The following is a 14,087-nucleotide window of genomic DNA, read 5'->3' as shown; positions in this document are numbered from 1 at the left end:
TCGTCTTGGTCTTGCGTGGCATACATGCTCCTTGGTGACATGTTATGCCCTAAACACAAAATCTCTGACAGGCCCACTGCAACTGCAACGGCTTAACGTCAACTTCAACTGCGGTTTCACCACCCCTGCGGGGCGGCGACCTACTTTTTTGTCTTGCCAAAAAAGTAGGCAAAGAAGGCGCGCCGGATGGGGCGACTACCTCCTCGGGCTTCGACGAAAAGAGCGGCCGGGACCCAAACTCGCATCGCCTTGAGGCGATACTCAGACATGGGTCCCTCTTTTCCACTCTTTTCGCCGAATCCCGAGGCGCCCCATACGGCCTTGGCACACCTTGACGGCTCGCTTCGCATCGCGCTTGGGTGATTTCCGCCTGGGGGCGGGAATCACGGCTACCACAGTTGGTTGATCTTGCCGCTGGTTGGCTCCCCTCTCCCGCTTGTGGGGGAGAGGACGGGCGCTTGCTGCGCCGCCGCTTTCAGCCTGCCGCTACCACCTTGCGCGCGAACGCTGCCAGCGCGTCCAGTACTTCATCCGGCTTTTCCCCCATCAGCGCGTGCCCGCAGGGCACCGTGACTGTGCTGGCCGATGCCATCCTGGCGGCGAGCGCCTGGGCGGCCTTGGGCGAGGTCATCATGTCCTTGCTGCCGCTGATGAACAGGGCGGGGCAGCGCACGGCGGCCACCGCGGCGTCGCCGTTGGCGTAGGCGTTGCAGGCGGAGAAGTCGTTGTGGAAGACGTGGCCTTCGGGGTTGCGTTGTGCCACGCGTTCCATCAGGCGCTGGCTGCCGCCTTGCATCCACGAGCCCGGTCCCGGTGAGGAGGGCTTGTTGGCGAGGCTGGAGTGCGACCACGCGTTGACAATGGCGATGGCCTGGTCCACGCGGTTGAGCGAGGCGTCGAGCAAGGCGTCGGCGACTTTCATCGGGTAGGCCGTGGCAAGCAGGGCGATGCCGCGCACCGCGTCAGGGTGGCGGGCGGCCGTTTCCAGCGCGATCAGCGAGCCCATGCTGTGCCCGAAGACCAGCGCGGGGGTGCTGACACCGGCTGCGCGGACCAGTTCGATCACCCAGTCGGCCATGGCCTCGACCGTATCGAGGGGCATGCCCTCGCTGCGGTTGTGGCCGGGCAGGTCCACCGCCAGCACGCTGAAGCCGTGGTTGGCGAACCAGCGCGTCTGCAGGGCCCAGACGCTGTGGTCGTTCTGCGCGCCGTGCACGAACACGGCACAGGGCAGGGCCGGGTCGAAGGGTTTGCCGCCGGTATAGGCGTAGGCCTTACGGCCTGCGATCGTCAGTTCCATCAGGCTTGCCCTCCTTTGGCGCTCATGGCTTTCTCGGCTGCCTTGAGGCCGCGCTTGAGGTCGTCGATGAGGTCGTCAGGGTCTTCCAGTCCGACCGACAGACGGATGGTGCCTTCGCTGATGCCGGCCGCCTGCAGCGCCGCGGCGTCCATGCGGAAGTGGGTGGTGGAGGCCGGGTGGATCACCAGCGAGCGGGCATCGCCCACATTGGCCAGGTGCGAGAACAGCGCCAGGCTCTCGATGAAGCGCTGGCCCGCGGCACGGTTGCCCTTGAGATTGAAGCTGAACACGGCGCCCGCGCCGCGCGGCAGCAGGCGCTTGGCGAGCGCGTAGTCCGGATGGGATTCCAGCTCCGGATAGGCGACCGACTCGACCATCGGGTGCGACACCAGGAACTGCACCACGCGGCGCGCGTTGTCCACATGGCGGGCCATGCGCAGCGGCAGCGTCTCGATGCCCTGGAGCAGTTGCCAGGCGGCCATCGGGCTCAGGCAGGCGCCGAAGTCGCGCAGGCCTTCGCGGCGCGCGCGCAGCAGGAACGGGGCCACCGTGCTCTCCTCGGTGAAGACCATGTTGTGGAAGCCAGCATAGGGCTCCGACAGCTCTGGGAAGCGCCCGGAGGCTTCGAAGTCGAAGGTGCCGCCTTCCGCCAGCACGCCGCCGATGGTGGTGCCGTGGCCGCCCAGGAACTTGGTGGCCGAGTGATAGAGCAGGCCGGCGCCCAGGTCGAAGGGCTTGAGCAGGTAGGGCGTGGTGAAGGTGGAGTCGACCAGCAGCGGGATACCGTTGTCCTGGCCGAGCTGCGCCAGGGTCGGGATGTCGAGCACGTCCAGCCCGGGGTTGCCCAGGGTCTCGCCGAACAGCAGCTTGGTCTCGGGCCGGATGGCTGCGCGCCAGGCGTCGATGTCGCGCGCCTGCACGAAGGTGGTCTCGATGCCGAAGCGGCGCAGCGTGTAGTGCAGCAGGTTGTGCGAGCCGCCATACAGGGCGCTGGACGCCACGATGTGCGAGCCCGCGCCCATCAGTGTCGCCACCGCCAGATGCAGCGCGGCCTGGCCCGAAGCCACGCCGATCGCACCGGCGCCGTTCTCCAGGGCGGCGATGCGCTCCTCGAGGACGGCGACCGTGGGATTGGAGATGCGGGAGTAGACGTGGCCCGCGCGTTCCATATTGAACAGCGAGGCGGCGTGCTCGCTGTCTTTAAAAACGAAGGATGTCGTCAGGTGGATGGGCGTGGCCCGCGCCCCCGTGGCGGGGTCGGGGGCGGCGCCAGCATGCAGCGCCAGGGTGTCGAAACGGGTACCGGACATGGCTTCAAGGGCTAGAGTTGTCTGCGGATCGCATCGTAGCATCCGCTGCCGCCGGGGGCACGGCAAATAGCCTTGGCGGCCCCGGCGGCGGCCCGTGCTTTACTTGGGCGGCTGGTTTCGGCTAGGATCGGCGCATCAGGCCATGCCGGCGGCGGCAGGTAATAAACAGCAAAACAGCAGATTCAGAGAAGCGGAGACCATCATGAAAGTCAGCGACATCCTGCAGATCAAGGGCAACACGCTCTATACGGTGAAGCCGGAAACGTCATTGCTGCTGGCGGTCAATATCATGGCAGAGCACGATATCGGCTCGCTGGTGGTGATGGAGTACGGCGACCTGGTCGGCATGCTGACCTTCCGCGAGATCATCAAGACGCTCTCCGCCAACGGCGGCAACGTCGGCACCACCAGCCTGCGCAAGGTCATGGACGACGCGCCGCTGACCTGCACCATGGAGACGGACGTCAATGAAGTCCGCCGCATGATGCTGGAGCGCCACACCCGTTACCTGCCGGTGCTGGACAACCGGACGCTGATGGGCGTGATTTCGTTTTACGACGTGGCCAAGGCCGTGGTGGAAGAGCAGAGCTTCGAGAACCGCATGCTCAAGGCCTACATCCGCGACTGGCCGGAAGAAAAGACCGATTGAGCCGCCCATGGCGCGAGAGGCGCCACGTAGCGGCGGCCGGGTTGGGCCGATCGAGGCGCTGCGGGCCGTGCCCCCTCCTGGGGCGCGCCCGTAGTCCGTACCAGTGGTGAATGCCGCGCAACGACGCGGCATCTTTTTGAGCCGACCGCGACATGAGCGCTACATGAGCCAACAAAACCAATTCCGTCTGCTCCGCACGCGCCGCTTCGCGCCGTTCTTCTGGACCCAGTTCCTGGGCGCCATGAACGACAACCTGTTCAAGGTCGCCTTCACCTCGCTGGTCACCTACCATACGGCCCTGTTCGACGGTGTTGACGCCAAGAGCGCGGCGTTCCTGATCTCGGCCATCTTTATCGCACCGTTCGTGCTGTTCTCGGCCACCAGCGGCCAGATCGCCGACAAGATCGAGAAGTCCCGGCTGATCCGGCTGGTGAAGACGCTGGAAATCGCCATCATGCTGCTAGGGCTGGCGGGTTTTGCCATGCACAGCGCGCCCTTGCTCTACACGGGCACCTTCCTGATGGGGTTGCACTCGACGCTGTTTGGTCCGGTCAAGTTCGCTTACCTGCCGCAGCACCTGGACGAGACAGAGCTGGTGGGCGGCAACGGCCTGGTGGAGATGGGCACCTTCGTGGCCATCCTGCTCGGCACCCTGCTTGGCGGCGAACTGGCCGGCCTGACCCATGGCGAGAAGATCGTGGGGCCGTTCTATGTCGGCGCAGCTTGCGTGGCGCTGGCGCTGGCCGGTCGCATGGTGTCCGCGCGCGTGCCGGACTCGCCGGCGCCGCAACCCGACCTGCGCATCAACTGGAACCCGTTTACCGAGACCTGGCGCAACCTCAAGCTGGCGCGCACCGACCGCACGGTGTTCCTGAGCCTGCTGGGGATTTCCTGGCTCTGGTTTTTGGGCGCGACCTTCCTTACCTCGTTTTTCAGCTTTGCCAAGGACGTGCTGGGCGGCGACCAGAACGTGGTGACGCTGCTGCTGGCGGTGTTCTCGCTGGGCATCGGCACCGGCTCGCTGCTGTGCGAGCGGCTGTCCGGTCGGCATGTCGAGATCGGTCTGGTGCCGTTCGGCTCGATTGGCATGACGGTGTTCGCGGTCGACCTGTTCTTCGCCAGCAACGGCGAGCAGCACGGCGAGCTGTCCGGGCTGGCCGGCTTCGCCGCCGACCCGCGCCACTGGCGCGTGCTGATCGACCTGTTCCTGCTGGCGATGTTCGGCGGCTTCTACAGCGTGCCGCTGTACGCGCTGATCCAGAGCCGCTGCGCGCCGACGCACCGGGCCCGCATCATCGCCGCCAACAACATCCTCAACAGCTTCTTCATGATCGGCTCCTCGCTGCTGGCGGTGGTGCTGACCCAGGCCGGATTCAGCATTCCGCAGCTGTTCCTGGTGGTGGGGCTGCTCAACGCGGTGGTTGCCATCTACATCTACTCGCTGGTGCCGGAATTCCTGCTGCGCTTCATTGCCTGGATCCTGGTGCATACGGTGTATCGCCTGAAGCGCGTCAATGCCGAGCACATTCCGGCCGAGGGCGCCGCGGTGCTGGTGTGCAACCACGTCAGCTTTGCCGATGCGGTGGTGCTGATGGCCGCCAGCCCGCGGCCGGTGCGCTTCCTGATGGATCACCGCATCTTCAAGGTGCCGCTGATGTCGTGGTTCTTCCGCCAGGCCAAGGCGATCCCGATCGCGCCGGCCCACGAGGACCCGGCCATGCTGGAGCGCGCCTACGACGAAGTCGCGCGGGCGCTGGCCGGCGGCGACCTGGTCTGCATCTTCCCGGAGGGCAAGATCACGGCCACCGGCGAGCTCAATCCTTTCAAGCAGGGCGTGCAGCAGATCATCCGGCGTACCCCCGTGCCGGTCGTGCCAATGGCGCTGCGCGGGCTGTGGGGCAGCTTTTTCTCCCGCAAGGGCGGCAATGCCATGTCCCGGCCATTCCGGCGCGGCATCCTGAACCGGCTGGAACTGGTCGTGGGCGACCCGATCGCGCCGGAACTGGCCACGCCGGAGGCCCTGCAGCAGGTGGTGCAGGGCTTGCGCGGCGAGTGGCGCTAACGACAAGCGGGAGGCGGCAAGCATGATCACGCTCTACACCTTCGGGCCGGCCTTCGGCCTGCCAGACGCCAGCCCTTTCGTCACCAAGGCCGACATGCTGCTCAAGCTCGCGGGGCTGCCGTACCGCGCCGCGCAGGGCGGCCTGCGGCGCGCGCCCAAGGGCAAGCTGCCCTATCTCGACGACGAGGGCCGCGTGGTGGCGGACTCCACGCTGATCCGCTGGCACCTGGAGAAGACCTACCACATCGACTTCGATGAAGGGCTGACGCAGTCCCAGCGTGGCACGGCCTGGGCGGTCGAGAAGATGCTGGAAGATAACTTCTACTGGGCGGTGGCCGACGCGCGCTGGAACCATGACGCCAATTTTGCCCGGGGCCCGGCGACGTTTTTCCGCGCCGTGCCGTGGCCGGTGCGCGGGCTGGCGATGCGTTTTGTGCGCTCGAAGATCCGCCGCATCCTGTGGACGCAGGGGCTCGGGCGCCATAGCCCGGCTGATCTGGCCGCGATCGCCGGCCGCGATGTGGCGGCTGTGGCCGACGTGCTGGGCAGCCAGCCCTACCTGATGGGCGACAAGCCTTGCGGCGCCGACGCCACGGTCTTCGCCTTCATGGCCGGTGCGCTGTGCCCGCTGTTCGACACGCCGATCCGCACCGCCGCCGAATCCCACCCCACCCTGGTGGCCTACGTGGCGCGGATGCGGGAGCGCTTCTATCCGGACCTGCAGGCAGCGCCCGCGTCCTGAGCGAGAGCCGGGGCGGGCCGGAAGGGCGGCAAAAGCCTTACAATGTAGCCCGTTCCCCAATTCTCACGCCCTGCGCGGCCTCCCATCATGTCCGGCAATACTCTCGGCCTGCTCTTTACTGTCACCACTTTTGGCGAATCGCACGGGCCGGCCATCGGCGCGGTGGTGGATGGCTGCCCGCCGGGCATGTCCCTGACCGAGGCCGACATCCAGCCGGACCTGGACCGCCGCAAGCCCGGCACCTCGCGCCACGTCACGCAGCGCCAGGAGCCCGACCAGGTCGAGATCCTCTCCGGCGTGTTCGAGGGCAAGACCACCGGCACGCCGATCTGCCTGCTGATCCGCAACACCGACCAGCGCAGCAAGGACTACGGCAATATCGTCGAGACCTTCCGCCCGGGCCACGCCGACTACACCTACTGGCAGAAGTACGGCATCCGCGACTATCGCGGCGGTGGCCGCTCGTCGGCCCGCCTGACGGCGCCCGTGGTGGCGGCGGCGGCCGTGGCCAGGAAGTGGCTGCGCGAGCAGTACGGCACCGAGATCCGGGGCTATATGTCGCAACTCGGCGAAGTCCGCGTGCCGTTCGTGGACTGGGCGGAAGTGCCGGAAAATCCCTTCTTTGCCCCCAATGCGGAGATCGTGCCGGAGCTGGAAACCTATATGGACGCGCTGCGCCGCGACGGCGACTCGGTCGGCGCGCGCATCGAGGTGGTGGCGAGCCATGTGCCGGTGGGCCTGGGCGAGCCGCTGTTCGACAAGCTCGATGCCGACATCGCGCATGCCATGATGGGCATCAATGCCGTCAAGGGCGTGGAGATCGGCGCGGGGTTTGAGAGCGTGAGCCAGCGCGGCAGCGTGCATGGCGACTCGCTCAGCGCCGAAGGCTTCCGTGGCAATAACGCCGGCGGCGTGCTTGGCGGCATCTCGACCGGCCAGGATGTTACCGTCTCCCTGGCAATCAAGCCCACCTCCAGCATCCGCACCCCGCGCGAATCCATAGACAAGGCAGGCCAGCCCGCCACGGTGGAAACCTTCGGCCGCCACGATCCCTGTGTGGGCATCCGCGCCACCCCCATCGCCGAAGCCATGCTGGCACTGGTGCTGATGGACCATGCGCTGCGCCACCGCGCCCAGTGCGGCGACGTCAAGGTCGATACCCCGCGCATCCCCGCCCAGTCGCCGCTGTCCGGCCAGTCGCGCTGAGTTGGCGCAGGCGGAACAACGCGCCCGCGCCGCGGGTGCCGGGCGCGTCTCCGAGACGCGCTTTGGCCTGTTTTATCTTGGCTACTACGGCTACGTCGGCGTCATCTCACCCTATGTGAGCCTGTTCTTCGCCGGGCGCGGTTTTTCCCCGGTGCAGATCGGCGTGCTGATGGCCTGCTTCCAGGTCAGCCGCATCGTCGGCCCGTATTTCTGGGGCTGGCTGTCCGATGTGATGCATACCCGCGTGCGCCTGCTGCGCCTGGCCGCCGTGACATCCTTGCTGGCGTTCCTGATGGTGCCCGGCGTCACCAGCTACGGCGCAATGATGGCGATGATGATCGGGCTGAACCTGATCACCAGCGCCATGTCTCCGCTGGGCGACGCGCTCACCATCTCCACGCTGCGCCGCTACGGCGCCTTCGATTACCGCTACGGGCGCATCCGCATGTTCGGCTCGGCCGGCTTTATCGTGGCCGTGCTGCTGGGCGGGGCGCTGTTCGAGCGCTACGGCATGGAGGTGTTCCCGTGGCTGGCGAGCACCATGCTGGCGCTGTTCCTGGTGGTGGTGTTCGGCATGCACGATGCGCCCGACGACGGGCCGCGCGTCAAGCCACCGCCGGCGCTGCCGCTGCTGCGCCGTCCCGATGTGAGCTGGTTCTTCGGCTCGGCGTTCCTGATGATGTTCGCCCACGCCGCGCTGTACGTGTTCTATTCGCTGTACCTGGAGCAGCTTGGCTACAGCAAGCTTGCCATCGGCGTGATGTGGACCATCGGCGTGGTGGCCGAGATCGTTTTCTTTTTTTTCCAGGGGCGGTTGTTCGCAAGCGTACCGTTGCGCACCATCCTGGCCGGCACCTTCGTGCTGGCCGCGATCCGCTTCGGCCTGACCGGCTACTTTGCCCAGTTGTCATGGCTGATGGCGCTGGTGCAGGTGCTGCACGCGGCCACCTTCGGCGCGCACCATAGCGCTAGCCTGAAGCGCCTGCAGCGCTGGTTCGCGGGTCCCCTGCAGGGGCGCGGCCAGGCCCTTTACACAGGCCTTTCCTACGGCCTTGGCGGCACCTGCGGCGGGCTGGCGATGGGGTGGACGTGGAAGGCGCTCGGACCCGCTCATACGTTCGGGCTGGCGGCATTGGCGGCGGCGGGCGGCGCGCTGTGCGCGTTCATGACGTTCCGTACGGAAGCGGCTTCCGACGCCAAGGCGCAAGCCGCCACGGCCGGGCGCTGACGCGCACCGGCGTTTGGATCGTTCAGGGCTTCACAGCAGGCTTGCCACGTGCTCGGCCAGCGCCAGCGACGAGGTCAGCCCGGGCGACTCGATGCCGAACAGGTTGACCAGCCCCGGCACGCCATGGGTGGCTGGGCCATCGATGCGGAAATCCGCCGCGGGCTCGCCCGGGCCGCTGATCTTGGGGCGGATGCCGGCATAGCCTGGCTGCAGCGCGCCATCGGCCAGTCCCGGCCAGTAATTCCGTACTTCACCGTAGAAGCTGTCGGCATCGGCCGGGTCCACGCCGTACTCGATCTCATCGATCCAGCGCACATTGGGGCCGAAGCGCGCCTGGCCGCCGAGGTCGATCGTCAGGTGCACACCCAGGCCGGCAGCCTCCGGCACCGGGTAGATCAGGCGCGAGAAGGGCGCGCGCCCGGCCAGCGTGAAGTAGCAGCCTTTGGCGTAGTACTGCGGCGGAACATGTGCGCCAGGCATGCCTTCGATGCTGCGCGCCAGCGCTGGCGCGCTCAGGCCGGCCGAATTGATCACGGTGCGGGCCAGTAGCGTGGTGCCGGCCGCCTCGTCCTGGCTGCCCACGTCGAGGCGGATGCCATCCGGCATCACGGCGCCGCTGGCTACGGGCGACTGCACCGCCAGCATGGCGCCGGCGTTCTCGGCGTCGCCCAGCAAGGCCAGCATCAGGCCATGGCTGTCGACGATGCCGGTGGACGCAGAGAGCAGGGCGGCGCGGCATTGCAGGTTTGGCTCCAGCGCCTGCGCCTCGGCCTGGCTGAGCAACTGCAGGTCATGCACGCCATTGGCCGCGGCCTTGGCCCGGATGGCTTCCAGCGTGGCGACCTGGGCCTCGGTGGTGGCTACGATCAGCTTGCCGCAGCGCTGGTGCTGGATGTGGTGCGAGGCGCAGTAGTCGTACAGCATGGCCTTGCCGCGCACGCACATCGCGGCCTTGAGCGAGCCGGCCGGATAGTAGATGCCGGCGTGGATCACTTCGCTGTTACGTGCGCTGGTAATGGTGCCGAAGGCGTTCTCGGCTTCCAGGATGATGACTTCGCGGCCCTGCATGGCTAGTTGTCTCGCCACGGCCAGGCCCACTACGCCCGCGCCGATTACCACGCAATCTACTTGTTCCATTGTCGTTCTCTGCTGATGCGGCCGGCGCCTGTCAGGCGGTGCGTGCCGCGGGTCCCTGGATTGTGTTGCGCTGTGGATAGGCCCTGCGCTCTGCGCGCCAGGGCTTAACTCAAAGTCAGCCCCATGCGCTTGGCTGCCGCGCCGAGGTGCCTGCGTGCGGCCTGGCGCGCCGCGCTGGCGTTGCCGGCGGCAATGGCCTCCACCAGCACGGTGTGCTCGCTGTCCGCGCCGTGCGAGCCGCCGCGAAAGCGGGCGGCGTTTTCCCAGGCGGTTTGCCGCGCCGCCAGCATGTGCTGGCCAACAAAATCGGTCAGGCCGGTGAAGCAGGGGTTGTGCGCGGCCTGCGCGATGGCGTGGTGGAACGCTACGTCGGCGGCTGCGGCGCTGGTGAAATCCTTGGCGTGCTCGCGCATCGCGGCCAGCGCGGCGCGGATGGCTTGCAGGTCCTCCTCGGTGCGGCGCAGCGCGGCCATTTCGGCGCAGGCGCATTCCACCACCATGCGCAACTCGAACAGCTGGGCCGGGGTTGGGCCGCCTTGCAGTTCGGGGGCCATGCGCCATACCTGGCCACCGGGCATGTCCGACACATAGGCACCCGAGCCTTTGCGCGTGACCAGCAGCCCGTCCGCCTTCAGTTGTGCAATGGCCTCACGGACGATGGGGCGGCTCACGCCAAAGGTCTCGCCAAGGGCGGCTTCGGCCGGGAGCCGGGCGCCGGCGGCAAAGCGGCCGGCTGCGATGTCGGCGCGCAGTGCGTCGGCGATACGCGCGGCAAGCGAGGCGGGGCGGCTCAGGATGGTCATCGACTAATATGTAAGGCTGTCAGACAGATTGTGGCGAGATTTTGCGAGGAAAGCGGGGCGGCGTCAAGGTGTGCCTGCCCCCGTGGTTGTCGGATTGCGCTCAAGGTTTTCCAGGAATGCGCCGATAGCAAACTGGATGAGATGCGCTATTCACTTGGTACATCGCGGCGCCTCGCGGCTGCCGCGCCAGCCGCTGCGTGCATTGAGCGCCTCGCTAGGTGGTGGCCGGGACGACCGTTCGTGCGTTCCCGTAGCCGCCGTTGGATCTGCCACGCCCGCTGCGCGGGCGTTCACTGGTGCTAACCATGATTGCGCTCACCCCTGCCGATCTCCCCATCGGCCAGCCCTTGCCGTGGTCCTTGCTGGACGAGGCGGGCAATTTCGTGCTCGGCAGCGGCAGCGTAATTCCCGAGGATCGCGACGTCGCCCTGGTGTTCCGCCATGGCACGGTGTGCCGGCCAGAGGACGAGCCGGGCGAACCGGGCGAGCCGGTGGACAGCGGGCGGCAGGCCAGTGCGGGGCCGCTTGGCCTGCAGGTAGGCACGCTGCTGCAGGTCAAATCGCCGGGGCAGGCCGGGCGCGCCGCGGCCAGCCGGCTGATCGGATTTGTCGAGCAGGGCCTGTTCGTGACCTGGCCGCAACTCGGCGGGAAGGAACTGCAGCTCAGGCCCGGCGAGACGGTGTTGCTGCGCGGTTTTTCCGGTCACGCCATCCTCAGTTTCGAGTCGACGGTGACGGCCATCTGCCGCAGTCCCTTCCGTTACCTGGTCTTGTCAGCACCGGCCGAGCCGCAGCAGATGCCGGTGCGCAAGGCAACCCGCGTGCCGACGCGGCTGGCGGCTTACCTGGTGGATCCCGGCAGCACGGACGACGATGCAGCGGCGCAGCACCAGCCTGCCCGTCTGGTGTTGCTGACCGACCTGAGCACCGGTGGCGCGCAGATCCAGATCGCCGGCGCCGTGCCGGCATCCGGTGCGCCGGTGCGCTTGTGCTTCCATCTGCGCACCGCCGCGCTGGACAGCGAGATCATGGTCGACGGGGTAGTGCGCAACGTCTTGCCTGCCGAGAGCGATGTGGAGTTTCCCACGTTCGGCGTTGTGTTCGACGCCCTCGGCGAGCGCGAGCTGACGCTGCTCCAGTGCTTTATCTATGAGCAGTTGCTGGCAAATGCCAGCATGCAGGTCACCGCTGCGTGAGGGGGGGGCGGCGTTTGGAGTCATCCTGCCAACACGGATTCTTGCCCGAGGCACGCTTCCCGTCTCTGCCGTCCCCTGCAAGAAAATCGGGCACGGCGTGCTGGCGTTGCGGCTGGCCGGTATCCCGATCCCTGCCACAAGGAGGCATCATGAAGCGCATATCCCGTCTTGGCGCGCCATTGCGCGCGTCCATCCTGGCAGCCCTGCTAGCCGTTGCCATGCCAGCCATGGCCAATATCGCGCAGGGCGGCGGCCAGGCGAGCGCTTGGTCGATGGACGAGCGCGCGCTGGGGCTGGAAGCGCTTTCGAGCGGAGCCAAGCCCGTCGGCGCCGGCACCGGCGCTGACGGCGCCCGCCCGCTGGCTGGGATGTCGCCGCTGGACGTGGCCTCGGCCACGGCCCTCGGCAAGCCGCGCGAGGCTGGCGGCATGACGGACGTGGTGCTGGCCCTGATCGACGGGATCGGGCAGGTGCCGCTCGCCGGCCCGGCACTCATCACGCTGATTGCCGGCGTGGCCGATGTGATTGGCTGGTATCGGAGCGTGGCCGACGACAAGCCGCTCTATCATGATTCACTGACGTCGCCCGCGACGTCGAGCCCGCAGGTCTGAGCCTCAAAGAAAACGGCACCGAATCCGGTGCCGTTTTGCTTGCCCTGCGGCGAACTTACATGCCCACGTAGTTCGGGCCGCCGCCGCCTTCCGGCGTTACCCAGACGATATTCTGGGTGGGATCCTTGATGTCGCAGGTCTTGCAGTGCACGCAGTTCTGCGCATTGATCTGCAGGCGTTCCTTGCCGTCGTCGTTCTGCACGAATTCGTACACGCCGGCTGGGCAGTAGCGGCTTTCGGGGCCGGCAAACTTGTCCCAGTTGACATTGACGGGAACGCTCGCGTCCTTGAGCGTCAAGTGGGCCGGCTGGTTTTCCTCATGGTTGGTGTTGCTGATGAACACCGAGCTGAGGCGGTCGAAGGTGAGCTTGCCGTCCGGCTTCGGGTAGACGATCTGCTGGCACTCGGCGGCTGGCTTGAGGTAGACGTGGTCCGGCTTCTCGCGGTGGAGGGTCCAGGGCGGATTGCGGATGCCCAGCTTGGGCAGCAGCCATTGCTCGATGCCGGTCATCAGCGTGGCGGTGGTGCGGCCCTTCTTGAACCACTGCTTGAAGTTCTTTGCCTGCAGCAGTTCCTTGTGCAGCCAGCTGTTCTCGAAGGCGGTCGGGTAGGCCGTCAGTTCGTCGTGCTGGCGGTTGGCCTGCAGCGCATCGTAGGCGGCTTCGGCGGCCATCATGCCGGTCTTGATGGCGGCGTGGCTGCCCTTGATGCGCGAGGCGTTCAGGTAACCGGCGTCGCAGCCGACCAGGGCGCCACCCGGGAATACGGTCTTGGGCAGCGACAGCAGGCCGCCGGCCGTAATGGCGCGCGCGCCGTAGCTGATGCGCTTGCCACCTTCGAAATAAGTGCGGATTTCCGGGTGCGTCTTGAAGCGCTGGAACTCCTCGAACGGGGAGAGCCAGGGGTTGGTGTAGTCCAGGCCCACCACGAAGCCCACGGCAACCTTGTTGTCTTCCATGTGGTACAGGAAGGAGCCGCCGTAGGTGGCCGGGTCCAGCGGCCAGCCGGCGGTGTGCACCACCAGGCCTGGCTGGTGCTTGGCGGGATCGATCTCCCACAGCTCTTTCAGGCCGATGCCGTAGCTTTGCGGATCCTTGCCGTCGTCGAGCTTGTACCTGGCGATCAGCTGCTTGCCCAGGTGGCCGCGCGACCCTTCGGCGAAGATGGTGTACTTGGCGTGCAGCTCCATGCCGAGCTGGAAATTCTCGGTCGGCTCGCCTTCCTTGTTGATGCCCATGTTGCCGGTGGCCACGCCCTTGACCGAGCCGTCGTCGTTGTAGAGCACCTCGGCGGCAGGGAAGCCCGGGAAGATCTCAACGCCCAGGCCTTCGGCCTGTTGCCCCAGCCAGCGCGTGAAGTTGGACAGGCTGACGATGTAATTGCCGTGGTTGTGGAAGCACTCCGGCAGCAGCGCGGACGGCGTGGCCTTGGAACCGGTTTCGTTGAGGAACAGGAACTTGTCTTCGGCGACCGGTTGGTTCAGCGGGGCGCCGAGTTCCTTCCAGTTGGGGATCAGCTCATTGAGCGCAACCGGGTCCATGATGGCGCCGGACAGGATGTGGGCGCCCGGCTCGGAGCCTTTTTCCAGCACGCAGACATTGACCTCGGTGCCTTTTTCCTGGGCGAGCTGCTTCAGGCGGATGGCGGTTGCCAGGCCGGCGGGGCCGCCGCCAACGATGACGACGTCGTATTCCATGGCCTCGCGGGGGCCGTACTGCTCCAGGAGCTGTTGCTGATTCATTGTCTCTAACCCTCTATTCTTGGCAACTTGCGCGCAATTGTGGGAAATGCCGTGTTCGGTGGTACCGGGGATGCGATGATCGGGGGGAACCTGGGGCAGGGG

Annotated in this window: 12 protein-coding genes; 7 read left to right on the top strand and 5 right to left on the bottom strand. The window is 66.8% G+C overall.

The window, feature by feature from the left end; translation table 11 throughout:
- Positions 1–475: 475 nt before the first annotated feature.
- Together AC1RWI_RS36180 and AC1RWI_RS36175 are read right to left on the bottom strand one after the other, a co-directional pair.
- Positions 476–1,300, bottom strand: coding sequence for an alpha/beta fold hydrolase (locus tag AC1RWI_RS36180; RefSeq protein WP_492870713.1), 825 nt, complete (start codon positions 1,298–1,300; stop codon positions 476–478).
- On the bottom strand, positions 1,300–2,610 hold the full coding sequence (locus AC1RWI_RS36175; protein WP_492870712.1) for an O-acetylhomoserine aminocarboxypropyltransferase: 1,311 nt from the start codon (positions 2,608–2,610) through the stop codon (positions 1,300–1,302). The genes AC1RWI_RS36180 and AC1RWI_RS36175 overlap by 1 nt, the downstream gene beginning before the upstream one ends.
- Positions 2,611–2,812: 202 nt before the next feature.
- Here AC1RWI_RS36175 and AC1RWI_RS36170 point away from each other — a divergent pair, with 202 nt between their 5' ends.
- The 5 genes from AC1RWI_RS36170 to AC1RWI_RS36150 all read left to right on the top strand — a co-directional run bounded on the left by AC1RWI_RS36170 (position 2,813) and on the right by AC1RWI_RS36150 (position 8,497).
- On the top strand, positions 2,813–3,259 hold the full coding sequence (locus AC1RWI_RS36170; RefSeq protein WP_006163173.1) for a CBS domain-containing protein: 447 nt from the start codon (positions 2,813–2,815) through the stop codon (positions 3,257–3,259).
- 163 nt (positions 3,260–3,422) lie between these two features.
- Positions 3,423–5,321, top strand: coding sequence for an MFS transporter (locus tag AC1RWI_RS36165; RefSeq protein ID WP_492870711.1), 1,899 nt, complete (start codon positions 3,423–3,425; stop codon positions 5,319–5,321).
- A gap of 22 nt (positions 5,322–5,343) precedes the next feature.
- Positions 5,344–6,063 (top strand): glutathione S-transferase C-terminal domain-containing protein, encoded by a 720-nt coding sequence (locus AC1RWI_RS36160; protein ID WP_043345002.1) that lies wholly within the window; start codon positions 5,344–5,346, stop codon positions 6,061–6,063.
- An 87-nt stretch (positions 6,064–6,150) separates the two neighbouring features.
- Positions 6,151–7,269 (top strand): chorismate synthase, encoded by a 1,119-nt coding sequence (gene aroC / locus AC1RWI_RS36155; protein ID WP_492870710.1) that lies wholly within the window; start codon positions 6,151–6,153, stop codon positions 7,267–7,269.
- 1 nt (position 7,270) lies between these two features.
- Complete coding sequence (locus tag AC1RWI_RS36150; protein ID WP_492870709.1) at positions 7,271–8,497, top strand: MFS transporter; 1,227 nt, start codon at positions 7,271–7,273, stop codon at positions 8,495–8,497.
- A gap of 30 nt (positions 8,498–8,527) precedes the next feature.
- Here the strand turns inward: AC1RWI_RS36150 and AC1RWI_RS36145 are convergent, their stop codons facing one another.
- Both AC1RWI_RS36145 and AC1RWI_RS36140 read right to left on the bottom strand, forming a co-directional pair.
- A complete protein-coding gene (locus AC1RWI_RS36145; protein ID WP_043345006.1) occupies positions 8,528–9,634 on the bottom strand; it encodes an NAD(P)/FAD-dependent oxidoreductase in 1,107 nt (368 codons plus the stop codon).
- A 104-nt stretch (positions 9,635–9,738) separates the two neighbouring features.
- The gene (locus AC1RWI_RS36140) at positions 9,739–10,437 is read right to left on the bottom strand and encodes a FadR/GntR family transcriptional regulator (protein WP_492870708.1); all 699 of its coding nucleotides are present in this window, start codon (positions 10,435–10,437) and stop codon (positions 9,739–9,741) included.
- 305 nt (positions 10,438–10,742) lie between these two features.
- Here AC1RWI_RS36140 and AC1RWI_RS36135 point away from each other — a divergent pair, with 305 nt between their 5' ends.
- Positions 10,743–11,633, top strand: a complete 891-nt coding sequence (locus tag AC1RWI_RS36135; protein WP_492870707.1) for a flagellar brake protein — start codon at positions 10,743–10,745, stop codon at positions 11,631–11,633.
- 149 nt (positions 11,634–11,782) lie between these two features.
- A complete protein-coding gene (locus tag AC1RWI_RS36130) occupies positions 11,783–12,244 on the top strand; it encodes a hypothetical protein (protein WP_492870706.1) in 462 nt (153 codons plus the stop codon).
- Positions 12,245–12,299: 55 nt separating this feature from the next.
- Here AC1RWI_RS36130 and AC1RWI_RS36125 read toward each other — a convergent pair whose 3' ends face one another.
- Positions 12,300–13,985: an electron transfer flavoprotein-ubiquinone oxidoreductase gene (locus AC1RWI_RS36125; RefSeq protein ID WP_043345009.1), complete on the bottom strand. Its 1,686-nt coding sequence runs from the start codon at positions 13,983–13,985 to the stop codon at positions 12,300–12,302.
- Positions 13,986–14,087 lie beyond the last annotated feature (102 nt).

The sequence above is a fragment of the Cupriavidus sp. MPR-AND1C genome, assembly GCF_058809705.1.
The sequence above is the reverse complement of the archived record's forward strand: the minus strand, read 5'-3'. Positions and strand labels throughout refer to the sequence as shown.